General features: G+C 71.1%; 20 protein-coding genes and 1 tRNA gene. 15 read left to right on the top strand and 6 right to left on the bottom strand.

Annotated features, from left to right (window positions below):
- Positions 1-104: 104 nt before the first annotated feature.
- Positions 105-1,664, bottom strand: a complete 1,560-nt coding sequence (locus tag ACGFYV_RS08620; RefSeq protein WP_393877611.1) for a potassium/proton antiporter — start codon at positions 1,662-1,664, stop codon at positions 105-107.
- Positions 1,665-1,879: 215 nt separating this feature from the next.
- On the opposite strand from ACGFYV_RS08620, the gene ACGFYV_RS08625 reads away from it, so the two are divergent.
- Positions 1,880-4,741: a penicillin acylase family protein gene (locus ACGFYV_RS08625; RefSeq protein WP_393877612.1), complete on the top strand. Its 2,862-nt coding sequence runs from the start codon at positions 1,880-1,882 to the stop codon at positions 4,739-4,741.
- 86 nt (positions 4,742-4,827) lie between these two features.
- Here ACGFYV_RS08625 and ACGFYV_RS08630 read toward each other — a convergent pair whose 3' ends face one another.
- Positions 4,828-5,463, bottom strand: a complete 636-nt coding sequence (locus ACGFYV_RS08630; protein ID WP_393877613.1) for a 5-formyltetrahydrofolate cyclo-ligase — start codon at positions 5,461-5,463, stop codon at positions 4,828-4,830.
- Positions 5,464-5,542: 79 nt separating this feature from the next.
- On the opposite strand from ACGFYV_RS08630, the gene galU reads away from it, so the two are divergent.
- The 7 genes from galU to ACGFYV_RS08665 all read left to right on the top strand — a co-directional run bounded on the left by galU (position 5,543) and on the right by ACGFYV_RS08665 (position 11,345).
- Entirely contained in the window at positions 5,543-6,454 is a 912-nt protein-coding gene (gene galU, locus ACGFYV_RS08635; protein ID WP_393877614.1) for a UTP--glucose-1-phosphate uridylyltransferase GalU, read from the top strand.
- The gene (gene glp, locus ACGFYV_RS08640; protein WP_393877615.1) at positions 6,451-7,773 is read left to right on the top strand and encodes a gephyrin-like molybdotransferase Glp; all 1,323 of its coding nucleotides are present in this window, start codon (positions 6,451-6,453) and stop codon (positions 7,771-7,773) included. Before galU ends, glp begins: the two co-directional genes overlap by 4 nt.
- A 213-nt stretch (positions 7,774-7,986) precedes the next feature.
- Positions 7,987-8,466: a cyclic pyranopterin monophosphate synthase MoaC gene (moaC, locus tag ACGFYV_RS08645; protein WP_393877616.1), complete on the top strand. Its 480-nt coding sequence runs from the start codon at positions 7,987-7,989 to the stop codon at positions 8,464-8,466.
- Positions 8,463-8,963, top strand: a complete 501-nt coding sequence (locus tag ACGFYV_RS08650; protein WP_393877617.1) for a molybdenum cofactor biosynthesis protein B — start codon at positions 8,463-8,465, stop codon at positions 8,961-8,963. The genes moaC and ACGFYV_RS08650 overlap by 4 nt, the downstream gene beginning before the upstream one ends.
- A gap of 20 nt (positions 8,964-8,983) precedes the next feature.
- Complete coding sequence (locus tag ACGFYV_RS08655) at positions 8,984-9,607, top strand: GNAT family N-acetyltransferase (RefSeq protein ID WP_393877618.1); 624 nt, start codon at positions 8,984-8,986, stop codon at positions 9,605-9,607.
- A gap of 172 nt (positions 9,608-9,779) precedes the next feature.
- Entirely contained in the window at positions 9,780-11,123 is a 1,344-nt protein-coding gene (glpR, locus tag ACGFYV_RS08660; RefSeq protein WP_393877619.1) for a gephyrin-like molybdotransferase receptor GlpR, read from the top strand.
- A gap of 148 nt (positions 11,124-11,271) precedes the next feature.
- Positions 11,272-11,345 (top strand) — tRNA-Ala (locus ACGFYV_RS08665).
- Positions 11,346-11,550: 205 nt separating this feature from the next.
- Here the strand turns inward: ACGFYV_RS08665 and ACGFYV_RS08670 are convergent.
- Positions 11,551-12,219 (bottom strand): hypothetical protein, encoded by a 669-nt coding sequence (locus ACGFYV_RS08670; protein ID WP_393877620.1) that lies wholly within the window; start codon positions 12,217-12,219, stop codon positions 11,551-11,553.
- Between the two features lie 193 nt (positions 12,220-12,412).
- Positions 12,413-12,889, bottom strand: coding sequence for a GNAT family N-acetyltransferase (locus tag ACGFYV_RS08675; RefSeq protein WP_393877621.1), 477 nt, complete (start codon positions 12,887-12,889; stop codon positions 12,413-12,415).
- 70 nt (positions 12,890-12,959) lie between these two features.
- Between ACGFYV_RS08675 and ACGFYV_RS08680 the strand changes: the two genes are divergently transcribed.
- Positions 12,960-13,763 (top strand): exodeoxyribonuclease III, encoded by an 804-nt coding sequence (locus ACGFYV_RS08680; protein WP_393877622.1) that lies wholly within the window; start codon positions 12,960-12,962, stop codon positions 13,761-13,763.
- Between the two features lie 76 nt (positions 13,764-13,839).
- Here ACGFYV_RS08680 and ACGFYV_RS08685 read toward each other — a convergent pair whose 3' ends face one another.
- Positions 13,840-14,460 (bottom strand): MerR family transcriptional regulator, encoded by a 621-nt coding sequence (locus ACGFYV_RS08685; RefSeq protein WP_393877781.1) that lies wholly within the window; start codon positions 14,458-14,460, stop codon positions 13,840-13,842.
- Positions 14,461-14,729: 269 nt separating this feature from the next.
- Here ACGFYV_RS08685 and ACGFYV_RS08690 point away from each other — a divergent pair, with 269 nt between their 5' ends.
- The 4 genes from ACGFYV_RS08690 (at position 14,730) to ACGFYV_RS08705 (ending at position 18,539) form a co-directional block, all read left to right on the top strand.
- Positions 14,730-16,358 (top strand): flavin-containing monooxygenase, encoded by a 1,629-nt coding sequence (locus ACGFYV_RS08690; RefSeq protein WP_393877623.1) that lies wholly within the window; start codon positions 14,730-14,732, stop codon positions 16,356-16,358.
- Entirely contained in the window at positions 16,355-17,332 is a 978-nt protein-coding gene (locus ACGFYV_RS08695; RefSeq protein WP_393877624.1) for an alpha/beta fold hydrolase, read from the top strand. Before ACGFYV_RS08690 ends, ACGFYV_RS08695 begins: the two co-directional genes overlap by 4 nt.
- Complete coding sequence (locus ACGFYV_RS08700) at positions 17,329-18,213, top strand: SDR family oxidoreductase (protein WP_393877625.1); 885 nt, start codon at positions 17,329-17,331, stop codon at positions 18,211-18,213. The genes ACGFYV_RS08695 and ACGFYV_RS08700 overlap by 4 nt, the downstream gene beginning before the upstream one ends.
- Positions 18,214-18,311: 98 nt before the next feature.
- Positions 18,312-18,539 (top strand): hypothetical protein, encoded by a 228-nt coding sequence (locus ACGFYV_RS08705; protein WP_393877626.1) that lies wholly within the window; start codon positions 18,312-18,314, stop codon positions 18,537-18,539.
- 478 nt (positions 18,540-19,017) lie between these two features.
- Here the strand turns inward: ACGFYV_RS08705 and ACGFYV_RS08710 are convergent, their stop codons facing one another.
- Positions 19,018-22,302, bottom strand: coding sequence for a S41 family peptidase (locus ACGFYV_RS08710; RefSeq protein WP_393877627.1), 3,285 nt, complete (start codon positions 22,300-22,302; stop codon positions 19,018-19,020).
- 156 nt (positions 22,303-22,458) lie between these two features.
- Between ACGFYV_RS08710 and ACGFYV_RS08715 the strand changes: the two genes are divergently transcribed.
- Both ACGFYV_RS08715 and ACGFYV_RS08720 read left to right on the top strand, forming a co-directional pair.
- Entirely contained in the window at positions 22,459-23,079 is a 621-nt protein-coding gene (locus ACGFYV_RS08715; RefSeq protein WP_393877628.1) for a TetR/AcrR family transcriptional regulator, read from the top strand.
- A 133-nt stretch (positions 23,080-23,212) separates the two neighbouring features.
- Positions 23,213-25,447, top strand: a complete 2,235-nt coding sequence (locus ACGFYV_RS08720) for an MMPL family transporter (protein WP_393877629.1) — start codon at positions 23,213-23,215, stop codon at positions 25,445-25,447.
- The last annotated feature ends 148 nt before the right edge of the window (positions 25,448-25,595 follow it).

Consider the following 25,595-nt stretch of genomic DNA (forward strand, 5'->3'; position numbering starts at 1 on the left):
CTCTGCGTCAGGCAGAGTTGGTTCGATCAGGTGCCTTCATCGTACAGGTCAGTGGTGCTCGTACGACTGTGAAAACGAGCACCACGGAGATGTTCACCTGGGATTCAGCGGCTTCCCGACTCGGGCCCGTCGAGGCCCAGCCAGCTCGCGAGCTTGCCGCCGTGGCCGACCGCGCGCAGGCGCCGTTCCGCCGCGTCGCGGACGGGGTCCGTGGCGACCACGAGCAGTTCGTCCCCGCGCCGCAGCACGGTCGTGGGCAGTGGCACAAACGATTCGTCCTCGCGCACGACGAGGGTGACGGCGGCCCCGGGCGGCAGCCGCAGCTCGGCCACCTCCACGCCGTGCATCCGCGAACCCTCGGGGATCGCGACGGACAGCAGATGCCCGCGCAGCCGCTCCAGGGGCGCCGACTCGATGCCGAGGTCGGAGGCCTCGCCGTCCTTGCCGAGTTCCAGCGCGCGCGCCAGCCAGGGCAGGGTCGGCCCCTGGACGAGGGTGTAGACGACGACCAGCACGAAGACGATGTTGAAGATGTGCCGGCTGCCCGGGACGCCGTTCACCATCGGGATGGTCGCCAGGATGATGGGCACGGCGCCGCGCAGTCCCGCCCAGGACATCAGCGCCCGCTCCCGCCACGGCACCCGGAACGGCGCGAGGCTCAGCACCACGCTCAGCGGGCGGGCGACCACGGTCAGCGCCAGTCCGATGATCAGGGCCGGCCAGAAGTCGTCGATCAGGTCGTGCGGGGCGACGAGCAGACCGAGCAGGACGAACATGCCGATCTGGGCGATCCAGCCGAGCCCCTCGGCGAAGCCGCGCGTGGCCGGCCAGTGCGGGAGCTTGGCGTTGCCGAGCACCATGGACGCCAGGTAGACGGACAGGAAGCCACTGCCGTGCCCGAGCGCGCCGGCCGCGTACGCGGTGACGGCGATCGCCATCACGGCGATCGGGTAGAGGCCGGAGGCGGGCAGGGCGACGCGCTTGAGCCCCCAGGCGCCGGCCCAGCCGACCACGAGTCCGGTGGCGGTGCCGATGGCCAGTTCCAGCGCGATCCGGCCGAGCAGCAGGTACCAGTGTTCGACGGGTCCGGCCGTGGAGAAGGCGACGACCAGGATGACCACTGGGGCGTCGTTGAATCCGGACTCCGCCTCCAGCGTGCCCGTCACGCGCGCGGGGAGGGGGATTTTGCGCAGGACCGAGAAGACGGCCGCCGCGTCCGTCGAGGAGACCACCGCGCCGACGATGAGCGCCTGCCTCCAGTCCAGCCCGACCAGGTAGTGCGCGCCCGCCGCCGTGACGCCGACACTGATCGCGACACCCGCCGTGGCCAGGACGGAGGCCTGGCCGAGAACCGGCCGGATCTCCTTCCACTTCGTGCCCAGACCACCCTCGGCGAGGATCACGACCAGGGCCGCGTACCCGATGACCTGGGTCATCGCGGCGTTGCTGTAGTGGACGTGACCGATGCCGTCCTGGCCGATGAGGACGCCGATGCCCAGGTAGATGAGCAGGCTGGGCAGGCCGCTGCGTGAGGAGATCCGCACGGCCGCGACGGCGATCAGGAGGACGAGGGCGCTGATGAGCAGGAGCTGGTTGAGGTGGTGGACAGTCAGCGGCGGTTCCCTTCCTTGGCCCGCGCGGGACGCGGGGGCGCACGTGCACAAGACCCGAGGCTGCGGCGCACCGCACCCAAGTAGTTCGTTATCTTACCTAACTGTTGACGCTTTCTTGACGCTCGGCGAGGCAGGATCGAACGCTCGCGCCCGCCGGTTCCCCGGTCCGCGTCAAGCGCCCCGGGGCCCTGCGCCTATGGTTGCTCCAGCGTTCATTCAAAGTCACAGCCCGACCTGCCGCTCGCGTTAGGACAGCAAGGACAGCGATGCCCCCCAACACCACCGCCACAACGGGTGACAAGCCTGGCAAGTCCGGCAGGAAGAAGGGGCGCAAAGCGCGACTTTTCGTGCTGGTGCTCGTCCTGGCCATCATCGGAGGCATCGCCTACGGGGGGTACTGGTCGATCAGCACCGTGCGCGCCTCCTTCCCGCAGACCAAGGGCGAGATCACCCTCGACGGCCTCTCGGGACCCGTCGACGTCAAGCGCGACGGCTACGGCATCCCGCAGATCTACGCCTCGTCCGACGAGGACCTGTTCATGGCGCAGGGCTACGTCCAGGCGCAGGACCGGTTCTACGAGATGGACGTGCGCCGCCACATGACGTCCGGGCGCCTGTCCGAGATGTTCGGCAAGGGCCAGGTCGACAACGACGCGTTCCTGCGCACCCTCGGCTGGGACCGCGTGGCCAAGGAGGAGTACGACCACAAGCTGTCGGCCTCCACCAAGAAGTACCTCGACGCCTACGCCAAGGGTGTCAACGCCTACCTGCGGGGCAAGGACGGCAAGGCCATCTCCCTGGAGTACGCGGCCCTCGGCCTCGCCAACGACTACAAGCCCGCGCAGTGGACCCCGGTCGACTCGGTCGCCTGGCTGAAGGCGATGGCCTGGGACCTGCGCGGCAACATGCAGGACGAGATCGACCGCGCGCTGATGACCAGCCGCCTCGGCCCGCAGCAGATCCAGGACCTGTACCCGCAGTACCCGGCCGGCCGCAACAAGCCGATCGTGCAGGACGGCCAGTACGACGAGCTGACCAAGAGCTTCCAGCAGAGCGGCGCCCCCAACGGCGTGCACGACGACGCCACCAACGCCGACCAGAGCGGCACCACCACCGGGACCGGCACGAGCGGCACCCAGGGCGTCGGCACCCAGGGCGGCGACGCCACGGGCGGCTCTCAGGCCTCGGCCGGCACGTCCGGCTCCTCCGCCTCGACCTCGTCCGGTTCGGGCCTCACGAGCCAGCTGGGGGGCCTCTACACGTCCCTGGACAACCTCCCCGCCGCCGTCGGAGTGAACGGGCAGGGCATCGGCTCCAACTCCTGGGTCGTCTCCGGGCAGTACACGATCACCGGCCACCCGCTGCTCGCCAACGACCCGCACCTGTCCCCGTCGCTGCCCTCCGTCTGGTACCAGATGGGCCTGCACTGCCGGACCGTCTCCAGCACGTGCCAGTTCGACGTCGCGGGTTACACGTTTGCCGGGATGCCCGGTGTGATCATCGGTCACAACGCCGACATCGCCTGGGGCATGACGAACTCCGGGGTCGACGTCACCGACCTCTACCTCGAGAAGCTCTCCGGCGACGGCTACCTGTACGACGGAAAGGTCCGGCCGTTCACGACCCGCGAGGAGACCATCAAGGTCGCCGGCGGCGGGTCCAAGAAGATCGTCGTGCGCCAGACCGCCGACGGGATGCCGCTGCTGTCCGACCGCGACGACGAACTCGTCCAGGTCGGCAAGCGGGCCACCGTCAACACCGCGGCACCCGACCGGGGCGACGGCTACGGCATCGCCCTGCGGTGGACCGCGCTCGACCCGGGCACCTCCATGGACGCCGTGTTCGCCATCGACAAGGCGTCCGACTGGAACGGGTTCCGGGCCGCGTCCACGCTGTTCGACGTGCCCTCGCAGAATCTCGTCTACGCCGACTCCGAGAACATCGGCTACACCCTGCCCGGCAGGATCCCCGCCCGCACCTCGGCGGACAGCGGCTCCATCCCGGCGCCGGGCTGGGACCCGAAGTACCGCTGGAACGGCTACATCGGGCAGAGCGAGCTGCCGTACGAGTACAACCCCAAGCGGGGCTTCATCGTCACCGCCAACCAGGCCGTGATCGGCCAGGACGCGTACCCGTACACGCTGACCACCGACTGGGGCTACGGCACCCGCAGCCAGCGCATCACCGACCTGATCGAGTCCAAGATCAAGGACGGCGGCAGGATCTCCACCGACGACATGCGGCAGATGCAGCTGGACAACAGCAGCGAGATCGCCAAGCTGCTGGTGCCCGAGCTGCTGAAGATCAACCTCCGGGACAAGAACGTCCGCGACGCCCAGAAGCTGCTGGAGGGCTGGGACTACACCCAGGACGCCGACTCGGCCGCGGCCGCCTACTTCAACGCCGTCTGGCGCAACGTCCTCAAGCTCGCCTTCGGCAACAAGCTCCCCAAGGAGCTGCGCGTCACGGGCCAGTGCCTGTGGGTCGACAAGATCGACAGCACCGGCCCGGTGGACGAGAACACCACGGTGCGCGAGTGCGGCAAGCGCGACGCCGACCAGGCGCAGCCGGACGGCGGCGACCGCTGGTTCGAGGTCGTGCGCCGGCTGATGGACAAGCCGGACAGCGACTGGTGGACGACGCCGAAGTCGGGCACCCGCCCGGCGGCGGAGAACCGGGACCAGCTGTTCGAGCGCGCCATGATCGACGCACGCTGGGAGCTGACCGCCAAGCTCGGCAAGGACATCGACACCTGGAGCTGGGGCCGGCTGCACCGCCTGTTCCTGAAGAACCAGACCCTAGGCACCGAGGGCCCCGGGTTCCTCCAGTACGCCCTCAACCGCGGCCCCTGGCAGCTCGGCGGCGGCGAGGCCACCGTCGACGCGACCGGCTGGAACGCCGCCGGCGGCTACGGCGTCGTCTGGGTGCCGTCCATGCGGATGGTGGTCAACCTGGCCGACCTCGACAAGTCCAGGTGGATCAACCTGACCGGCGCCTCGGGCCACGCCTACAGCGCCCACTACACCGACCAGACCGGGAAGTGGGTCAAGGGCGAGCTGCTGCCCTGGTCGTTCTCCGCCAAGGCGGTCGACAAGAGCACGAGCGACACCCTCGTCCTCAAGCCGTGACCCGCTGACGGCACACCGCCCGGCATGGCCCTCCACGCACGCGTGGAGGGCCTTTTCGGCTCACGGGCCGGTGTGAAGCTCCCGCCTCAGGGGCCCGTGAAGCGGCGCACGCCCGACGGGGTCACCACCGCGTGCACCGGCCGGTCGTGCGCCTCCGCCGGAACCCGTGCGACGACCTCCGTGTCGTACAGGAGCACCACGAGCGCCGGATGGGCCCCCGCGCGCTCCAGACGCGCGAGCACACGGTCGTACGACCCTCCGCCGCGCCCCAGCCGCATCCCGAGTGCGTCGACCGCGAGCCCCGGCAGCAGGACGACGTCCGCACCGGTCACCGCGGCGGGCCCGAGGCGTGCTCCCGAGGGCTCGAACAGGGCCATTTTCCCGCCGTGCCGGATGCGCGCGAGGGAGCCGGGGCCCGTGTACTCGCCCCAGTCGAGGTCGTTGTCCGGCAGGAGGGCGGGAAGCAGCACGCGCACGCCCCGCGCGCGCAGCGCCTCCAGCAGCGTGAGCGTGCCGGGCTCGGCGCCCACGGAGACGTACGCCGCCACCGTGCGCGCACGCGCCAGCTCGGGCAGCTCCAGAGCCCGTTCGGCGAGCGCGTCGCCCGTCGCGCGCACGACATCCTCCGGCAACCTGTTCCTCACCGCGAGGAACTCCCGCCGCCACATTCGCTTGTCAGGCTCGCCCGTGCGTCCGTCGTGTTCCACTGGTCGCTCCTGCATCCTTCCCAATGTGCTCATATGTGGACCAAGTAACCGGAGCCGCAGATTCATCACAAAGGCACCGGATAAGGTTGCGGGCATGACTCAGTCGCACCCCAGGATCAGCAAGGCTGTCATTCCCGCAGCAGGTCTCGGTACCCGGTTCCTGCCGGCCACCAAGGCCACTCCGAAGGAGATGCTGCCGGTTGTCGACAAGCCGGCGATCCAGTACGTGGTCGAGGAGGCCGTGTCGGCGGGGCTCGACGACGTCCTCATGATCACCGGACGCAACAAGCGTCCTCTGGAAGACCACTTCGACCGCAACTACGAGCTGGAATCGGCGCTCCAGAAGAAGGGCGACGCCCACCGGCTCGCCAAGGTGCAGGAGTCCAGCGACCTGGCCACCATGCACTACGTGCGCCAGGGCGACCCCAGGGGCCTCGGCCACGCCGTGCTGTGCGCCGCCCCGCACGTCGGCCACGAGCCCTTCGCCGTCCTCCTCGGCGACGACCTGATCGACCCCCGCGACCCCCTGCTCCAGCGCATGATCGAGATCCAGGAGCGGCACGGCGGCAGCGTGATCGCCCTCATGGAGGTCGCCCCCGAGCAGATCCACCTCTACGGCAGCGCGGCCGTGGAGACCACCGCCGACAGCGACGTCGTCAAGGTGACCGGCCTGGTCGAGAAGCCGGACGCGGCGGACGCCCCGTCGAACTACGCGATCATCGGCCGCTACGTCCTCGACCCGCACATCTTCGACATACTCCGCAAGACCGAGCCCGGCCGCGGCGGCGAGATCCAGCTCACCGACGCGCTCCAGCAGTTGGCCGACGACGAGAAGGTCGGCGGCCCGGTGCACGGGGTCGTCTTCAGGGGCCGCCGCTATGACACCGGTGACCGTGGCGACTACCTGCGTGCCATTGTCAGACTGGCATGCGAACGTGAAGACCTGGGCCCGGACTTCCGGACCTGGCTTCGCACGTACGTAGCCGAGGAGATGCAAGAGAGTTGAGCAGCGCCGCGCCCCGCCCCGCCGGACCGGACCACCTCTGGTCGGTGGACGAGCACCTGGAGGACATCCTCAGCACCGTCCGCCCGCTCGACCCCATCGAGCTGCAACTCCTCGACGCCCAGGGCTGCGTCCTGGTCGAGGACGTGATGGTGCCGGTGTCCCTGCCCCCGTTCGACAACAGCTCCATGGACGGGTACGCGGTGCGGGTCGCGGATGTCGAGGGCGCCGGCGAGGAGTTCCCGGCCGTCCTGGAGGTCGTCGGGGACGTCGCGGCGGGCGCCGTCGGCCTCGTCCACGTCGGCCCCGGGCAGGCCGCGCGCATCATGACCGGAGCCCCGCTGCCGCCCGGCGCCGAGGCCGTCGTCCCCGTCGAGTGGACCGACGGCGGACTCGGCGAGGGACCCGTGAGCGGGATGCGCGCCGGCAGCGTGGCCCCCGAGGGCGCCGAGGGACAGGTCCGCGTGCACCGCCCCGCCGAGGCACGCGCGCACGTACGCGCCAAGGGCAGCGACGTGAAGGCCGGCGACCGCGCCCTGGAGGCCGGCACGATCCTCGGCCCGCCGCAGATCGCCCTGCTCGCCGCGATCGGCCGCGGAACCGTACGCGTGCGCCCGCGCCCGCGCGTGGTCGTCATGTCCACCGGCAGCGAACTCGTCCAGCCCGGCGAGGCACTGGACCACGGCCAGATCTACGACTCCAACAGCTTCGCCCTCACCGCGGCCGCCCGCGACGCCGGCGCCATCGCCTACCGGGTCGGCGCCGTCGCCGACGACGCCGACACCCTGCGCTCCACCATCGAGGACCAACTCGTCCGCGCCGACCTGATGGTGACCACGGGCGGCGTGAGCGTCGGCGCGTACGACGTCGTCAAGGAGGCGCTGTCGCACGTCGGCGACGAGGACGAGGCGGGCAGCGGCGTCGAGTTCCGCAAGCTCGCCATGCAGCCCGGCAAGCCCCAGGGCTTCGGCTCCATCGGCCCCGACCACACCCCCCTGCTGGCCCTGCCCGGCAACCCCGTGTCGTCGTACGTCTCCTTCGAGCTGTTCGTACGCCCCGCGATCCGCACCCTCATGGGCCTGGACGACGTCCACCGGCCCCGCACCCGGGCCACCCTGCGGGCCGAGAAGGCCCTCAGCTCGCCCAAGGGGCGCCGGCAGTTCCTCCGCGGGACGTACGCCGACGGCGAGGTGACCCCCGTCGGCGGTGCCGGCTCCCACCTGGTCGCCGCGCTGGCCCACGCGGACGCGCTGATCGTCCTGCCCGAGGACAGGGACTCCGCCGAGCCCGGCACGGAGGTCGAGGTCGTCCTGCTCGGCTGACCCGCGGACCGGCTGCCCCGCAGACCGGCCGACCGGCCGACCGGCTGACCGGCTGACCGGTCGGCCCGCCGGATCGCCACACGCGCGTGCGGCCCGGGGAGCCTTCCCGATGGTCCTGCCCCGGTGCCCGCCCCTGCTTGGCGGTACCGTGTCGCGCACAACAGGCCTGTGCCCCGCATGGCGGCGGGCCGTGACCGGGAAGCGCCACACACCATGAGTTCGCAGGACCGACTGACGCATCTCGACGACGCGGGCGCGGCCCGCATGGTCGACGTCTCCGGCAAGGACGTCACCGCCCGCACCGCCCGCGCGAGCGGCCGGGTCCTGGTGTCACCGCGCGTGGTCGAGCTGCTGCGTGGCGGGGGCGTGCCCAAGGGCGACGCCCTGGCCACCGCGCGGATCGCCGGGATCATGGGTGCCAAGCGCACCCCGGACCTGATCCCGCTGTGCCACCCGTTGTCGGTGTCCGGTGTGACACTGGATCTGTCGGTCGCGGACGACGCCGTGGAGATCGCGGCGACGGTGAGGACGACGGACCGCACGGGCGTGGAGATGGAGGCGCTCACCGCCGTGACGGTCGCCGCGCTGACCGTGATCGACATGGTGAAGGCGGTCGACGAGGGAGCGGTCATCACGGACGTGCGCGTGGAGGAGAAGACGGGCGGCAAGTCGGGTCACTGGAGCCGGGCATGACCTACCGTGCTCTGGTGGTCACCGCCTCGAACAGGGCTTCCGCCGGGGTCTACGAGGACCGGGGCGGCCCCTTGGTCGCCGACGGCCTCAAGAGCTTCGGCTTCGATGTCGACGGCCCCCGGGTGGTCCCCGACGGGGCACCCGTGGAGGCGGCGCTGCGCGCCGGTGTCGACGCCGGGTACGACGCCATCGTCACGACCGGCGGCACCGGCGTCTCGCCCACGGACCGCACGCCCGAGGCGACCCGCTCGGTGATCGACTACGAGGTGCCGGGCATCGCGGAGGCGATCCGGGCCTTCGGCCGGGACAAGGTGGCGACCGCCGCCCTGTCCCGCGGCCTCGCCGGAGTGGCGGGGCGCACGCTGATCGTCAATCTGCCCGGCTCCACCGGCGGGGTGAAGGACGGTCTCGCCGTCCTGGAGCCGCTGCTGACGCACGCCGTCGAGCAGATCAGCGGCGGCGACCACCCGAGACCCACCAGTGGGGGTGCGAGCTGAACAGCCCATCCTGGCCCGTCGTGCTGGCGGACGCGGATGTCGTCCTCCGGCCGATAAAGCTGCGCGACCAGCGGGCCTGGCGCGAGGTGAACCGGCGCAACCGGGAGTGGCTGCGCCCCTGGGAGGCGACCATTCCGCCGCCCACGCCGAGCGGGCCGGTCACGCACCGGCCGACCTACCGGCAGATGGTCCGGCATCTGCGCGCCGAGGCGGGCGCGGGCCGGATGCTGCCGTTCGTCGTCGAGTACCAGGGGCGGCTCGTCGGGCAGTTGACGGTCGCCGGGATCACCTGGGGGTCGATGTGCTCGGGGCACGTCGGCTACTGGGTGGACGAGAGCGTGGCCGGGCGCGGGGTGATGCCGACGGCCGTCGCGCTCGTGGTCGACCACTGTTTCCGCACCGTCGGGCTGCACCGCATCGAGGTCTGCATTCGCCCCGAGAACCGGCCCAGCCGCCGGGTCGTGGAGAAACTCGGATTCCGCGAGGAGGGGCTGCGCCCACGATATCTTCACATCGACGGAGCCTGGCGCGACCATCTCGTCTACGCCCTCACGGCGGAAGAAGTGCCCGAGGGGTTGCTCGCCCGCTGGCGGCGGGCACGCTCCCAGCGGGCGTCGCACACCCAGGACAGCGCCGGAAATTGAATATGTGTTCGAAATTGACCGGTCGATGGCTGTCTTCGGGCATTCAATTCGTGACTTCGGCGGTCCGCTGATCGCATCGGTCGCAAAAAAAGCTCGAAATATCAGCCAGATCGTGCGACACACCGGCGCAATTGGCAGATGGCCTCACGCAAACCCCTCTACCGTGTGAGGCGTGAGCAGCAGCGGCCTCATCTACGCAGTCATTGTCGGGGCCTGGGCCGCCTACTTGGTGCCTATGTGGCTCCGTAGGCAGGACGAGCTGAACGAGGCCCGTCCGACGGAACGCTTCAGCACCGCCATCCGGCTGCTGTCCGGACGGGCGGGGATGGAGCGTCGGTACGCCAGGGACCTGCGGGCGCGCTCCACCCAGGAGGGGGAGCAGAGCGCCGGCGACCCGGACGCCGTCACCGACTCGGTGGACGTCCGGGCCTTCGCCATGCCTCCGACGCGCCATCAGGTCCGTGCGGACGCCGGACCGGAGACACCCGGGCGGCCGGAACCGACGCGCGAGCAGCAGGCGCCGCCGGCGCGCGAGCAGTCGGCGGCTTCCGCACGTGACCACGCGGCGGCACCGGCGCGCGAGCAGTCGGCGGCATCAGCGCGCGACCAAGCGGCGGCTTCGGCCCGCGACCAAGCGGCGGCACCCGCGCCCAAGTCCTCGTCCCCGCCCGCACCCCCGCCCGGCGCCGCTCCCGCACCCGCGCGAGGCCGTGTGCCGGCCGCGCGGCGGACGCCGTCGGGGCAGGCGGCGGCAGCGCGCGCCCAGCGCTCGAAGGTGCTCGCACGCCGGCGGCGCACCACCGTGCTGCTCTTCCTCGGCTTCAGTCTCGGCGCGATCGTCGCCGCCGTCGGCGGACTCGCCTTCCTCTGGGCGCCCGCCGCACCCGCCGTCATGCTCAGCACGTACATCGCCTACCTGCGCACGCAGGAGCGCCGCCGCTTCGCCTACCAGATGGACCGCCGGCGCGCCGAGGTCGCGGCCCAGCAACTGCGGGAGCGCGTACGCCAGCCGCGCCGGCGTGCGCCCCTTCCCGCGGACGCAGGCGCGGACGCACCGGAGGAGGGCCCAGGACCCGCCACCGACCCCGCCCTCTCCGCCTCCCGCGCCGCGGACCGGCGCGCCCTCGTCGAGCAGACCGACCACGCCGAGTGGGTCGACCAGCAGCGCGAGCGGCAGCGGCGGCCCGGACACGGGGACAGCTGGGACCCGGTCCCGGTGCCCCTGCCCACGTACGTCACGGCGCCCGTCGCACCCCGGGCCACCTCCGACGTCGACCTCGGCGCCCCCGACACCTGGAGCTCGGCGCGCTCCAGCTCGGTCGCGCCCGAGCAGGACGCCGGCCACGCGCCGGAGGCCGCGGCACAGGAGCCGGCGCCCGACGCCGAGGACAGGCCGGCCGAGGGCCGCAGCGACGCGCGCCGCGCCGCCTCCGCCCGCCGGGCACGCGAACGCGGACGCACGCCGCTGTTCGACCAGTACGAGGAAGGCGGCCGCCCGCGCGCGGCCAACGAGTGACCGGCGGCTGCCCGGGGTTGCCGCCTGGTGGCCGCCCGGTGGTGGTCGTCACGGGGCCGGGGGTGCGGGCGGAGACCGGGCCCCTGACCAGTCCGGGAGCGGATTTCCGAGCACCCGGACCGGGATGCTAGAGTTTCACTCGTTGCAGGGGCCTGTGGCGCAGTCCGGTAGCGCACCTCGTTCGCATCGAGGGGGCCAGGGGTTCGAATCCCCTCAGGTCCACGCATCGACTGTTCTTGAGTTCGCTCAGGAAGAGTTCACGAGATCCCGTCCGATCTGATTGATCGGGCGGGATTTCGGCGTTTCCGGGGGCTGTTCGAGGTGTGGCCGTACGAGGTCGGTGCTGGGGACGGGTGTCCGGCGGTCGTAGGCCTGAAGTTTCGTGCTGAGTGTCGGGAGGGGGCTCCGCCGGGGTACCGTGCCGTGCTCAGGCTGGTACGGGTTCGGCCTGAGATGTGTTGGTCAGCGGTGCGTAGACCACGGACCTGGTGAGCAGGTCAGCCGTCAGCGTGCCGCCCTTGTTCGCCCACATCTGGTGGATGCAGGCGATGCCGGTGTCCACGGCCAGGGCCCAATCGGCGTCGGAGCGGGCGGAGACCTCCAGGCCTGAAGCCTTCTCCTTGACGGAGGCGAGCAGAGCCGGTGTCGACGTCGCCGGTCCCTCTCCGTCGGCTGCGGCGCGGGCGTGGGTGAACACGGCCAGCGTGATCGCTTCCTCGGCCTGCACCGCCCTGTCCGTGTCCTCCTCGTACACCGCTCCCGAAGGGGACTGCCGCTGATATCCGGCGAGCATCCTCAGGACCGGCGACCAGCCCAGGCAGGCGGCGAAGGCCACATGCAGTGCGTCGTGCCAGCGCGCGCCGGTCACGTCCGGCGGGCAGTCGCTCCCGGGCAACTTGCGGATGCTCCCGTCGTCATCCACCTCGTACTTGCTCTTGAACCAGCCCAGATCGTCCATCTCGTCGCCCACGGGGCGCCCGTTGATCAGCATGCGGACCACGTCGCCCGTGGGCTCCGCCCAGGGAGCCAGCCGTACCACCAGCTGCCGGGGCAGCTGCTCAGCGGCCGGAAACGTATCGTCAAAAAAGCTCGCCATGAGTGAGAGCTTCTCCTTCCCTTACACGCGTTCCCGAAGGACCTGGCCTCTCCTGGCAGAGTCGGGCAGTTCAGGGAGTTGCGGAACGGGGACGCCTGGCAAGTGCGCGAAATTGCACGCAATTGCCCGTCCGGTCACCTTGTCGCACACGTCGCATGAGCCCGGAGCTGTCGGTCGATGACCGGCCCTACGTTCAGAGCCGCTTCGCGTAGCAGAGGCTGTCCTCGTGGTGGCGGTAGTAGCCGAACTTGGTGCACGGCTCGTACCCGCTCGACGCGTACAGGGCGATGGCCTCCGGCTGCTTGGTCCCGGTCTCCAGGACCATGCGCACGCGGCCGGCCGTGCGGGCGTCCTCCTCCAGTGCCGTGAGCATGCGGCGGGCCAGACCCCGGCCGCGCATCCCGTCCACGACGAACATGCGCTTGAGTTCGGCGTCGCCGTCCTCGTTGCCCTGCCCGTTCTCGTCCTGGCGGCGCCAGCCGCCGGTGGCGACCGGGCGGTCGTGCTCGTCGTACGCGATCAGGTACACGCCCCGGGGCGGGTCGAAGTCCAGGGCGTCGAGGACGGTCGCGTCGCCGCCGTCGCCGTAGCGCAGGTCGTACTCGGCCTGGACCTCGTCGTTGAGCTTCACGGCGTCAGGGTGGTCGAAACGGACACGGCGTATATTCATGCGGGAAATCGTACTTCTATGCGAACGGAAGAGGCATCGGACGTACCCAGTGTGCCGGTATCGTGCCCTGGTGCTGACTGTGACCTCGGTGAACGTGAACGGACTGCGGGCCGCGACCAAGAAGGGCTTCGTGGAGTGGCTCGCCCAGACCTCCGCGGACGTCGTCTGCCTTCAAGAGGTGCGCGCGGAGCCGCACCAACTGCCCGAGGAGGTCCGGCAGCCCGACGGCTGGCACGTCGTGCACGCCCCGGCCGCCGCCAAGGGCCGCGCCGGCGTCTCCCTCTACACGCGCCGCGAACCCGACCGCGTCCGGGTCGGCTTCGGCTCGGCCGAGTTCGACGGCAGCGGACGCTACGTCGAGGCCGACCTGCCCGGCGTCACCGTCGCCTCCCTCTACCTGCCCTCCGGCGAGGTAGGCACGGAGCGGCAGGACGAGAAGGTCCGCTTCATGGACGAGTTCCTCACCCACCTCAAGGACCTGCGCGTGCGCGCCGCCGCCAACGGGCGCGAGGTGGTCGTCTGTGGCGACTGGAACATCGCCCACCAGCAGGCCGACCTCAAGAACTGGCGCGGCAACACCAAGAACTCAGGCTTCCTGCCCGAGGAGCGGGACTGGCTCGGCCGCGTCCTCACCGCCGAGGACGGCGGCTACATCGACGTCATCCGCGCCCTGCACCCCGACGTGGAGGGCCCGTACACCTGGTGGTCGTACCGGGGGCGGGCCTTTGAGAACGACTCGGGTTGGAGGATCGACCATCACGTCGCCACTCCCCGGCTCGCGGAGAAGGCGGTCAAGGGCTTCGTGGAGCGCGCGGCCACGCATGCCGAGCGGTGGTCCGACCATGCGCCGGTGACCGTGGTGTACGACCTGTAGGCCAGCTAGTAGGCCAGCTAGTAGGTCAGCTTGTAGGCCACGGCGCGCTCGGTCCCGCTTGTTCGGCGTCGTCTGTTCAGTCCCGCTTGTTCAGTCGTCGGTCCAGGGCCAGAGACAGTTCGGCCTCCACCACGCTGCGGGCCAGGGGGCGCAGGCGGTGCAGGTCTTCTTCGGGGGCGTGGCGGAGGATGAGGTCGGTGAAGAGTTCGGCGAGGGCGTCGGCGTGTTCGCGGACGCGACGGCCGGCGTCGAGGACGTCGGCGAGGGGGATGCCCTCGCGGACCAGGGCCGAGGAGACGTCGAGCAGGCGGCGGCTGATGTGGACGATCTCGTCGCCGTCGGTGCCGAGGTAGCCGAGGTTCAGGGCGGCGGCGAGGTTCTCGGCGGTGACCTGGCCCTCGAAGCGGGCGGCGAGTTCCTCGGGGGTGAGGCGGACCGGCTCCTCCTCGGTGGGGGTGGCGACGCCCAGGAGGTCGGCGACGTCCCGGCCGTGGTCCAGGGCCTCGGCCAGTTCCGCGATGCCGTTGAGGGTGTGGCCGCGTTCCAGGAGTGCGGAGATGGTGCGCAGGCGGGCCAGGTGGTGGTCGTCGTACCAGGCGATGCGGCCCTCGCGGCGCGGGGGCGGGATCAGCTTGCGTTCGCGGTAGAAGCGCAGGGTGCGCACGGTGATGCCGGCCAGGCGGGCGAGTTCCTCCATGCGGTACTCGCGCGGGGCGTCGGCCTGTCCGCTGCCCTGGCCGTCGTTCCGCCCGGTTTCCTGACCGGTTTCCTGACCGTGCTCGGTTCCCTGTCCGGTTTCCTGTTCGGTCGTGTGTTCGCCGTCGTCTGCCACGCCCGAAGCCTATGTTGTACCGCCGGTAACTTTCCTTCTCCCGCCCCCTACCGCTCGGTACGACGCTGCCCTACAGTCCCATTGCGCCAGTGTTCACTGGCGGAGTCGTTGGCGAGATGCGTGGAGGCTTCGGGATGGCCGAGCACGAGCATGTACGGGTGGCGGTGATCGGGTCCGGGTTCGGCGGGCTGGGGGCCGCCGTGCGGCTGCGCCGCGAAGGGATCACCGACTTCGTCGTCCTGGAGCGGGCCGGCGGCGTCGGTGGCACCTGGCGGGACAACAGTTACCCCGGGTGCGCGTGCGACGTGCCCTCGCACCTCTACTCCTTCTCCTTCGCGCCCAACCCCGACTGGCCGCGCACCTTCTCCGGGCAGCAGCACATCCGCTCCTACCTGGAGCACGTCACCGACACCTTCGGGCTGCGGCCGCACATCCGCTTCGACTCCGAAGTGAAGCTGATGACGTGGGACGCGGAGCGGCTGCGGTGGGAGATCGAGACCGCGAGCGGTTCGCTGACCGCCGATGTCGTCGTCTCCGCCACCGGGCCGCTGTCCGACCCGAAGATCCCCGAGATCCCGGGTCTGGACTCCTTCCCGGGCAAGGTGTTCCACTCCGCGCGCTGGGACCACGACTACGACCTGAGCGGCAAGCGCGTCGCCATGATCGGCACCGGTGCCTCCGCCATCCAGATCGTGCCCGCGATCCAGCCTCAGGTGGGCCGGCTCACGCTCTTCCAGCGCACTCCCGCATGGGTCATGCCGCGCATGGACCGCGCCATCAGCGGCGCCGAGCGGACGCTGCACCGGGCGCTGCCCTTCACCACCCGGCTGCGGCGCGGCCTGCTGTGGGGCATCCGCGAACTCCAGGTGCAGGCCTTCACCAAGCACCCCGAGGAACTCGGCATGGTCGAGCAGCTCGCCCGGCGCAACATGGCCCGCGCCATCAAGGACCCGGCCCTGCGCGCCAAGCTCACCCCCGACTACCGCATCGGCTGCAAGCGGATCCTGCTGTCCAGCGCGTACTACCCGGCTCTCGCCCAGCCGAACGTGGACGTCGTGGCCGGCGGGCTCAGCGAGATCCGCGGGTCGACCCTCGTCGCCGCCGACGGCACCGAGGCCGAGGTCGACGCGATCATCTTCGGTACGGGCTTCCACGTCACGGACATGCCCATCGCCGAGCGCGTGATCGGTGCGCAGGGCCGTACGCTCGCGGAGACGTGGAAGGGCGGGATGCAGGCGCTGCGCGGCGCCTCGGCCGCCGGGTTCCCGAACTGGATGACGATCATCGGGCCCAACACCGGTCTCGGGAACTCCTCCATGATCCTCATGATCGAGTCCCAGCTGAACTACATGGCCGACTACCTGCGTCAGCTCGGCGTCCTGGGCGGCCGCACCGCCCTCGACGCCCGCCCGGCCGCCGTCGACCTCTGGAACCACCGGGTCCAGGAGCGGATGAAGCGGACCGTGTGGAACACCGGCGGCTGCACCAGCTGGTACCTCGACGCGAGCGGTCGCAACACCACCATCTGGCCCGGTACGACCACGGAGTTCCGGCGCGCCACCCAGCGGGTGGACATGGCGGAGTACGAGGTCATCCGCGGGCCCGAGCGGGTGGAGGAGAAGCCGGTGGGCGAGGAGCCGGTGGATGAGAAGTCGGTCGGTGAGGAGCCCGTGGGCGAGGACGCCGTGGCGCGGAAGGCCGGCGCGAAGAGCGGCGCGGGTGTGCGCAAGGGCGTGGGGAAGAAGAGCGAGGCCGCCGCATGAGCCGTCTCACCTCCGTCGCCGACGGCCCCTACGCCCCACCGGCCCCCGCCCGCACCCTCGCCGTGACCTCCGCCGACGGCGCCCGGCTGTACGTCGAGGTGCACGGACCCGCGGACGCGCCCCCGGTCGTCCTCTCCCACGGCTGGACCTGTTCGACCGCCTTCTGGGCGGCGCAGATAAGGGAGTTGGCGACCGACCACCGGGTGATCGCGTACGACCAGAGGGGCCACGGACGCAGTCCCGCGAGCGGCGCCTGCACGACGACCGCGCTGGCGGACGACCTCGAAGCGGTGCTCGCCGAGACGCTGGAGCGCGGGGAGAAGGCGCTGATCGTCGGCCACTCCATGGGCGGCATGACCGTCATGGCCGCAGCCGGACGCCCCCGGTTCCTGGAGCACGCCGCGGCCGTCCTGCTGTGCAGCACCGGAAGTTCGCGGCTGGTCGCCGAGGCGAGCGTGCTGCCGATGCGCGCCGGCCGGGTGCGCACCTGGCTCACCGGCCGCGTCCTCGGCTCGTCCGCTCCGCTCGGGCCGGTCTCGCCGGTGGCGAAGAGCGTCCTCAAGTACGCGACGATGGGCGCCGGTTCGGCCCCGCACATGGTGGAGGCCTGCGCGCGGATCGTGCACGCCTGCCCGCGCCGCGTGCGCCAGGCCTGGGGCGTGGTGCTCGAAGCGCTCGATCTCGACCACGGCGTACGGGAGTTGCGGGTGCCCACCGCGGTGGTGCACGGCGCCTGCGACCGGCTCACGCCCCGCGTGCATGCCCGCGCGCTGGTTGCCGCGCTGCCCCAGTGCGTCGGCCTCACCGAGCTGACGGGCGTCGGCCACATGACCCCGATCGAGGCACCGGAGAAGGTCACCGGCCGCATCCGGGAGCTGGTCACCACATACGTCACGGGGGACGGCACGGGGGACGCCACAGGGAACGCCCCCGGGTCCCACTCCACTTCAGAGCAGCTCAAGGAGGGCGCATGAGCAGGGTCAGCCTCGAAGGACAGGTCGCCGTCGTCACCGGGGCGGCGCGCGGCGTCGGTGAGCTGCTCGCGCGCAAGCTCTCCGCGCGCGGGGCCAAGGTCGCGCTGGTCGGGCTGGAGGAGCAGGCGCTCAAGGAGGTCTCCGAGCGGCTGCACAGCGACAGTGCCCACTGGTACGCCGACGTCACCGACCACGAGGCGATGGGCCGGGTCGCGCGGGAGGTGAAGGAGCGGTTCGGGAAGGTCGACATCGTGGTCGCCAACGCCGGTGTGGCGACGGGCGGTCCGTTCGCCGACTCCGACCCGGAGGCCTGGCGCCGGGTGATCGAGGTCAACCTGATCGGCTCGGCGGTGACCGCCCGCGCGTTCCTGCCGGTGCTGGTCGAGAGCCGCGGCTATCTGCTGCAGATCGCCTCGCTCGCCGCGATGACGCCGGCGCCGATGATGACGGCGTACTGCGCGTCCAAGTCGGGCGTGGAGGCGTACGCGCACAGTCTGCGCGCCGAGGTCGGCTACCAGGGTGTGCGGGTCGGGGTCGGGTACCTGTCGTGGACCGACACCGACATGGTGCGCGGGGCCGACCAGGACGATGTCATGCGGGAGCTACGGCAGCGGCTGCCGTGGCCGTCGAACAAGACGTACCCGCTGGGGCCGGCGGTGGACCGGATCGCGGACGGCATCGAGCGGCGCTCGGCGCATGTGTACGGGCAGTGGTGGCTGCGGGGCATGCAGGGCGTGCGGGGGTATCTGCCGGCGCTCATCGGTACGGTCGGGCAGCGGGAGATGAAGCGGTTCGCGCCGCGGTTGCAGGGGATGAGTTCCGGGCTCGTCGGTGCAGGTGGGGCGGCTGACGAGGAGGCGCGGACTACGCACCGTAACTGATCGACATGCGCAGTGTGTTCGCCCGTGTGACGCTGGTCGAGGCCCCACCGAGGGGCCATCCCCCACCTCACCCACATCGGGAGTGAACCCACATGGGTATGAAGGACAAGGCCGGCCAGATGCAGGGCCAGGGCAAGCAGAAGCTCGAGCAGGCTCGTGAGAAGGCCGGTCAGGCCGGACAGCACGGTCAGCACGGTGCGCCGCAGCGTGGCCAGCAGGGCGGTGGTCAGCAGGGTGGCCAGCGTCCGCAGAGTGGGCGTCAGCAGGCGCCGAATCACCGTGAGCATGAGGATGCGGAGCGGTTTGACGCCGACTACGACGCGTAGCCGCGGCGCTCGGCTTCGGCCGTGAAACGTGGGGTGCCCCAGCTTTTTGGGGTGCCCCACGTTTTTTGCTTTGGGTTCGGTGCGTTGTCTGGTTCGGGTGAGTGGGGGCTGGTCGCGCAGTTCCCCGCGCCCCTAGGCAAGTTGGTGTTGGCCCTTGTCGGATATGGCCCCCGCGTCCCTGGGGGAGTTGGTGTTGGGCCTTGTTGGATGCGGACCCCGTGTTCCTGGGGGAAGTTGGGGTTGGGGCCTGAGGGCAAAGTGGCTCGCGGTATTGCGGGGGGTCACGGCAACACCCAAGGGGCGCGGGGAACTGCGCGGTCAACCCCCACTCACCCGCACTCGACAACGCACCCGAACCCGGCTGCGCAGCGCACCCGCACTCGACAACGCACCCGAACCCGACGACGCACCCATAAGCGGCAGCGCGCCCGCACTCGGCAGCGTGCCCGAACCCGGCAGTGCGCCCCTGGGCGGCGGTTCATGTTCTTGGGGGGAGAGGGGGGCGGGAGTGGTTGGGGGTGGAGGTGTAGTCGGGGGGGAGGGCGGCGGGGGTGGTGGTGAGGAGGTCGAGGGCCAGTTGGACGGCGTGGTCCATCTCGACGTGGCGGCCCTCGGCCCAGTCGAGAGGGGTGCGCAGGATGTCGACGTCGGGGTCGACCCCGTGGTTCTCGACGGACCATCCGTACGCGTCGAACCAGGCCGCGTTCATCGGCACCGTGATCACCGTGCCGTCGCCGAGGCGGTGGCGGCCGGTGATGCCGACGACGCCTCCCCAGGTGCGCTGGCCGATGACGGGGCCGAGTCTGAGGAGCTTGATCGCGGCGGTGATCATGTCGCCGTCGGAGGAGGTCGCCTCGTCGGCGAGGGCGACGATCGGGCCGCGCGGGGCGTTGGAGGCGTACGACACCGGCTGGGCGTCGCGGGTGAGGTCCCAGCCGAGGATGGTCCGGGTCAGCTTCTCGATGACCAGTTCGCTGATGTGGCCGCCCGCGTTGCCGCGCACGTCGACGATCAGCGCGGGCCGGGACACCTCCATGCGCAGGTCGCGGTTGAACTGGGCCCAGCCTGAGCCGCCCAGGTCGGGGATGTGCAGATAGCCGCACTTGCCGCCGCTCAGTTCCCGGGTCACGGCGCGCCGCTTGGTCACCCAGTCCTGGTAGCGCAGCGGGCGTTCGTCGACGAGCGGGACCACCGCGACCCGCCTGGCCGGGCCGTTCTCGCCCTCGGGCGGGGTGAAGGTCAGCTCCACGGTCGTACCGCCCGAGCCGGCGAGGAGCGGGTAGGGGCCGGTGACCGGGTCGACGGGTCTGCCGTCCACGTGGGTCAGGACGGCGCCCTCGCGGATGCCGGTGCCGGCCAGCGGGGAGCGGGCCTTGGAGTCGGAGGAGTCGCCGGGGAGGATGCGCTTGAGCGTCCAGTGCCCGTCGCGGCGCAGCAGGTTGGCGCCGAGGTGGCCCTGCCAGCGCTGGTAGTGGGGCGGGCCCTCGTTGCGGCGGGCGGCGGAGACGTAGGCGTGGGAGGTGCCGAGTTCGCCGAGGACCTCGCGGAGCAGGTCGGCGAACTCGTCGGGTGTGGAGACGCGTTCGACCAGGGGGCGGTACTGGTCGAGGACCGCGTTCCAGTCGATGCCGCCCATGCCCGGGTCCCAGAAGTAGTCGCGGATGAGGCGGCCGGCCTCCGCGTAGGACTGGCGCCACTCGGCGGGCGGGTCGACCTCGTGCAGGATGCGGCGCAGGTCGATCCAGACCGTCGTGTCGCTGTCGCCCGGCTCGGTCGAGGGGACCGCGCGCAGTTCGCCCTCGTCGACGACGACCAGCCGGCTCCCGTCCCCGCTCATCGCGAACCAGTCGAGGTGGCCGACCAGTTCGGACTTCTTGGCCTTGGTGATGTTGAAGTGCTCCAGGGTGGGCCGGCCGCTGGTGTCGGCGGGGTTGACGAAGGTCTCGCCGAGCGCGCCGGAGATCGGCCAGCGCAGCCAGACCAGGCCGCCGCCCGAGACCGGGCGCAGCGCCGAGTACTTGGAGGCGATGACCGGGAACGGTGTCACCCGGTTCTCCAGGCCCTCGACCTCCACCGTCACGGTGCCGGACTCGCCGCTCTCCTCGTCCTCGACGGGGTCGAGCCCGCCGGCGGCCGGCCGGCCCTCGGGGTTGAGGGCGAAGGGTGAGGGGGTCGCGGAGGAGAGCGGGACGAGGTAGGGGCGGCAGCCCAGCGGGAAGGAGAGGTCGCCGGTGTGGACGTCGTAGACCGGGTCGAAGCCGCGCCAGGACAGGAAGGCGAGGTAGCGGCCGTCGCGGGTGAAGACGGGGTTCTCGTCCTCGAAGCGGCCGTTGGTCACGTCCACGACGAGCCGGTCCTTGATGCGGGCCAGCTTGATCGTGCGCAGGGAGCGGCCGATGCCCGGGTGGGACCAGGTGAGCCAGGCGCCGTCCGGGGAGAAGGCGAGGTCGCGCACGGGGCCGTTGAGGGACCGGATCAGCTCGGTGACGTGGCCGGTGGCCTCGCCCGAGCCTTCGGTGGGTTCCGCGCCCTCCTCGCCCTCGGTGACGTCGATCAGCAGCAGCCGTCCGTCGTGGGAGGCGACGGCCAGCCGTTCGCCCTGCGGGTCGGAGGCCGTCTCCAGGACGTGGCCCAGTTCGCCCTGGGCCAGCCGGCGCGGCGGGGTGTCGCCGCTGGCGCGCGGGAGCTGGGCGACCTCGACGGCCTCCTCGCCGCCGGCGTCGGTCACGTAGGCGACCTGTCCGGTCGAGCCGAGCATCTGCGGGAGCCGGACCCGTTCGCCGGGTGTGTCCGCGATGGTGCGGGCGGGGCCGTCGCGGTGCGTGAGCCAGTACAGGCTGCCGCGCACGACGACGGCGCTGGCCCGGCCGGTCTCGTCCACGGAGATGCAGTCCAGGTTCTGCGAGGCCGGCACCTGGTGGCGCCGGCGTCCGGCGCTGGGCCCGCCGAGCCTGATGTCCAGCTTGTGCGGCACGCCCCCCGGGGAGAAGTCGTCCACCATCCACAGGTCGCCCGCGCACTGGTAGACGATCCGGTTGCCGTCGGTCGCGGCGTTGCGGGCGTAGAAGGCGTCGTGGTCGGTGTGGCGGCGCAGGCCGGTGCCGTCGTGGGCGCAGGAGTAGAGGTTGCCGACGCCCTCGTGGTCGGAGAGGAAGGCGATCCGGCCGGCGACGAACATGGGGGAGGAGAACTGGCCGCCGAGGTCGGGCAGCAGCCGCTGTCCGTGCAGCCAGAGCCGGCCCGTGGCGCCGCCCCGGTACCGCTTCCAGGAGGCGGGTTCGTGCGGCGCGGTGCCGGTGAGCAGCAGGGTCTTGTGCTCGCCGGCGACGTCGGCGACCTGGATGTCGGCGACCGGGCCCCAGGGCAGGCGCCCGCCCGGGTCGCCGTCGGTGGGGACCTTGTAGGCCCAGGCGAAGTAGGAGAACGGCTGTCCGTGCGAGGCCACGGCCAGGATGTCGCTGCGGCCCTCGGCGTCGGGGGGAGTCCAGCCGCACACCTGGGTGTCGGCCGTGCCCCAGTACGTCAGCTGCCGCGAGGGCCCGCCGTCGACGGCGACGAGATGGATCTCGGGCACGAGGCTGCGCCAGGACGTGCAGGCGATGTGGCGGCCGTCGGGCGAGAAGCGCGGATGGCCGGCCTTGGTGCGGTCCACGGTGAGCCGCCAGGGGCGGCCCGGGGTGTCGAGGGGGGCCAGCCAGAGGTCGTCCTCGGCCACGAAGCACAGCAGGTCGTCGTGGAGGTGGGGAAGGCGCAGATAGCTCACCTCCCCATGCTTTTCCGGGGGCCGTGGCCCAGCAACTCGTGCGGGTCCGGCACGCGTGACTCAGGACACGTACGAAACGGTTTCGTTTCGTAGTGGGGTGCGGTATATTCATCACGTACGAAACCGTGTCGTTCGGAGCGGGAAAGGGTGAGAGAGATGACTGAAGTCGCCGCCGCGCGCCGCAGTCGGATCACTCCCGAGCGCGAGGCCGAGTTGTACGAGGCCGTGCTCGACCTGCTCCGGGAAGTCGGCTACGACGCCCTCACCATGGACGCCGTGGCCGCCCGCACCCGGTCAAGCAAGGCCACGCTCTACCGCCAGTGGGGCGGCAAGGCCGAGCTGGTCGCGAAGGCGATCCGGCACAGCAAGTCGGACACGAAGCACAGCAGGCCCGGCAGCGCCGCCGACGTCGACACCGGGTCGCTGCGCGGCGACTTCCACGCCCTCGTCTCGCGCGAGGACGACTGCGTCATGGAGCAGAACAACGCGCTGATGCGCGGTCTGGCCATGGCCACGCACACCAACCCGGATCTCCTCACGGCGTTCCGGGAGCAACTGGTCGAGCCGGAGACGGCGAACTTCCACCGGGTGCTGCGGCGCGCCATCGACCGCGGCGAGGTCGATCCGGACAACCCGGCGCTGCAGTTCGTGGTGCACATGATGATCGGCGCGTTCGCCACGCGCGCGCTCATCGACGACCAGCCACCGACGCAGGCGTTCCTGCGCTCGTACATCGACGCCGTGGTCCTCCCCGCCCTCGGTGTCTCCGCCAAGTGATCGCACGATCGTCCGATCTCCCGATCGCCTGACCTTCTTCCCCAGCAAGCCCATCTTCTGACGTCACCGCTCACGTCGTCGGGCTGATCACCCCTGCCCTGAAACTCCACGACCTGACCGGGAGTACGCCCTCGTGGCCACGTTCCTCTACAAACTCGGCCGGCTCGCCTTCCGGCGACGGCACTTCGTCGCCCTCATCTGGGTCGCCCTGCTCACCCTCGCCGGGGTGGGCGCCGCCTCCGCGCCGCCCGCCGGCAGCACGTCCTTCTCGATCCCCGGCACCGAGGCGCAGAAGGCCTTCGACCTGCTGGAACAGCGCTTCCCCGGGATGAGCGCCGACGGCGCGACCGGGCGGGTCGTCTTCAAGGCGCCGAGCGGCGAGAAGATGACGGACCACGCCAACAAGGCCGCCGTGCGGAAGACGGTGAAGGAGCTGCGCGGCGGCTCCGAGGTCGCCTCCGTCGCCGACCCCTACACCGGGCACGCCATCAGCGCGAACGGCACCGTCGCCTACGCCTCGGTGAAGTACAAGGTCTCCGGCATGGAGCTGAAGGACTCCTCCCGGGACGCGCTGAAGAAGGCCGCGCAGGACGCGCGGGACGCCGGACTGACCGTCGAGGTCGGCGGTGACGCGCTGACCGCCACGCCCGAGACCGGCTCCAGCGAGGTCATCGGCATCGCGATCGCGGCCGTCGTCCTCGTCATCACCTTCGGCTCGCTGCTCGCGGCCGGATTCCCGCTGCTGACGGCGATCATCGGCGTCGGCATCGGTATCTCCACGATCACCGCGCTCGCGAGCCCCCTCGACCTGGGCTCCACCACCTCCACCCTGGCGACGATGATCGGCCTCGCCGTCGGCATCGACTACGCCCTGTTCATCGTCTCCCGCTACCGCGCCGAGCTGGCCGAGGGCCGCGAACGCGAGCAGGCGGCCGGCCGGGCCGTCGGCACGGCGGGCTCGGCGGTGGTCTTCGCGGGCCTGACCGTCGTCATCGCCCTGGTCGGCCTGTCCGTGGTCGACATTCCGATGCTGACCAAGATGGGCGTCGCCGCCGCCGGGACCGTCGCCATCGCCGTCCTCATCGCCCTCACCCTGATCCCGGCGCTGCTCGGCTACGCGGGCCGCAAGGTCAAGCCGGCCGGTGAGAAGAGCAAGCTGCTCGGCGGAGGCCGCAAGACCAAGCAGCCGGGCCGCCCGAACATGGGCACCCGCTGGGCGAGCTTCGTCGTGCGCCGCCCGGTCGCCGTCCTCCTCCTCGGTGTCCTCGGCCTCGGCGCTGCCGCGGTCCCGGCCGCCTCCCTCCAGCTGGGCCTGCCCGACGACGGCTCCCAGCCCGTCTCCACCACCCAGCGCCGTGCCTACGACCTGCTGTCCGAGGGCTTCGGACCCGGCTTCAACGGGCCGCTGATGGTCGTCGTCGACGCCAAGGACAGCGCCCACCCGAAGAAGGCCTTCGCCGAGGTCGGCAAGGAGATCAAGGGCCTGAAGGACGTCGTCACCGTCACCCCGGCCGTGCCCAACAAGGCCGGCGACACCGCGACGATCACCGTCGTCCCGAACTCCAAGCCGTCCTCGAAGACCACCGAGGACCTGGTCCACGCCATCCGCGGCAAGGGTGCCGGCATCACCGCGGCGACCGACGCGACGGTGCTGGTCACCGGCTCGACGGCGATGAACATCGACGTCTCGCAGAAACTGAACGACGCCCTGCTGCCCTACCTCGCGCTGGTGGTCGGCCTGGCCTTCCTCCTGCTGATCGTGGTCTTCCGCTCGATCCTGGTCCCGCTGAAGGCGGCCCTCGGCTTCCTGCTCAGCGTGCTGGCGGCACTCGGCGCCGTGGTAGCGGTCTTCCAGTGGGGCTGGCTGTCCGGCCTGATGAACGTCGAGGAGACCGGCCCGGTCATGTCGATGATGCCGATCTTCATGGTCGGCGTGGTCTTCGGACTCGCCATGGACTACGAGGTGTTCCTCGTGACCCGGATGCGCGAGGCGTACGTCCACGGGGAGAAGCCGAGCCAGGCCGTCGTGACCGGCTTCCGGTACGGCGCCCGCGTCGTCACCGCCGCCGCGGTCATCATGATCGCCGTCTTCTCCGGCTTCATCGGCTCCAGCGAGCCGATGATCAAGATGATCGGCTTCGGCCTCGCCATCGCCGTCTTCTTCGACGCGTTCATCGTCCGCATGGCCATCGTCCCGGCGGTGCTCGCCCTGCTCGGCGAGCGGGCCTGGTGGCTGCCGAAGTGGCTCGACCGGGCGCTGCCCGACGTCGACGTCGAGGGCGAGGGCCTGCGCTCCGTGTCCGACTCCGCGGCCGGCTGCCACAAGGACGCCGACCCCGACGAGGAACGGGAGCTGGTACGCGTCTGACGTACCGCCCGCTGGTACGTATCTGACGTACCGCCCGTGAAAGACCGCCGGTGAGGGATCCGTGGGGACGGGGCGCCCTCACCGGCTTCTTTCCGTCCGGACAGACCGACTGTTCCGGACGGACGTGGGGAAACCCGGTCGCATGTGC

Source organism: Streptomyces sp. NPDC048297, from assembly GCF_043201585.1.
In the GTDB taxonomy this organism is placed as follows: Bacteria; Actinomycetota; Actinomycetes; order Streptomycetales; family Streptomycetaceae; genus Streptomyces.

What these genes read in the sequence shown, in the direction of transcription:
- galU (WP_393877614.1), top strand. Translation starts at nt 5,543, where the DNA reads ATGACTCAGTCGCACCCCAGGATCAGCAAGGCTGTCATTCCCGCAGCA.
- moaC (WP_393877616.1), top strand. Translation starts at nt 7,987, where the DNA reads ATGAGTTCGCAGGACCGACTGACGCATCTCGACGACGCGGGCGCGGCC.
- ACGFYV_RS08650 (WP_393877617.1), top strand. Translation starts at nt 8,463, where the DNA reads ATGACCTACCGTGCTCTGGTGGTCACCGCCTCGAACAGGGCTTCCGCC.
- ACGFYV_RS08685 (WP_393877781.1), bottom strand. Translation starts at nt 14,460, where the DNA reads ATGGAGGAACTCGCCCGCCTGGCCGGCATCACCGTGCGCACCCTGCGC.
- ACGFYV_RS08675 (WP_393877621.1), bottom strand. Translation starts at nt 12,889, where the DNA reads ATGAATATACGCCGTGTCCGTTTCGACCACCCTGACGCCGTGAAGCTC.
- ACGFYV_RS08690 (WP_393877623.1), top strand. Translation starts at nt 14,730, where the DNA reads ATGGCCGAGCACGAGCATGTACGGGTGGCGGTGATCGGGTCCGGGTTC.
- ACGFYV_RS08630 (WP_393877613.1), bottom strand. Translation starts at nt 5,463, where the DNA reads ATGCAGGAGCGACCAGTGGAACACGACGGACGCACGGGCGAGCCTGAC.
- ACGFYV_RS08715 (WP_393877628.1), top strand. Translation starts at nt 22,459, where the DNA reads ATGACTGAAGTCGCCGCCGCGCGCCGCAGTCGGATCACTCCCGAGCGC.
- ACGFYV_RS08625 (WP_393877612.1), top strand. Translation starts at nt 1,880, where the DNA reads ATGCCCCCCAACACCACCGCCACAACGGGTGACAAGCCTGGCAAGTCC.
- ACGFYV_RS08695 (WP_393877624.1), top strand. Translation starts at nt 16,355, where the DNA reads ATGAGCCGTCTCACCTCCGTCGCCGACGGCCCCTACGCCCCACCGGCC.
- ACGFYV_RS08705 (WP_393877626.1), top strand. Translation starts at nt 18,312, where the DNA reads ATGAAGGACAAGGCCGGCCAGATGCAGGGCCAGGGCAAGCAGAAGCTC.
- ACGFYV_RS08700 (WP_393877625.1), top strand. Translation starts at nt 17,329, where the DNA reads ATGAGCAGGGTCAGCCTCGAAGGACAGGTCGCCGTCGTCACCGGGGCG.
- ACGFYV_RS08670 (WP_393877620.1), bottom strand. Translation starts at nt 12,219, where the DNA reads ATGGCGAGCTTTTTTGACGATACGTTTCCGGCCGCTGAGCAGCTGCCC.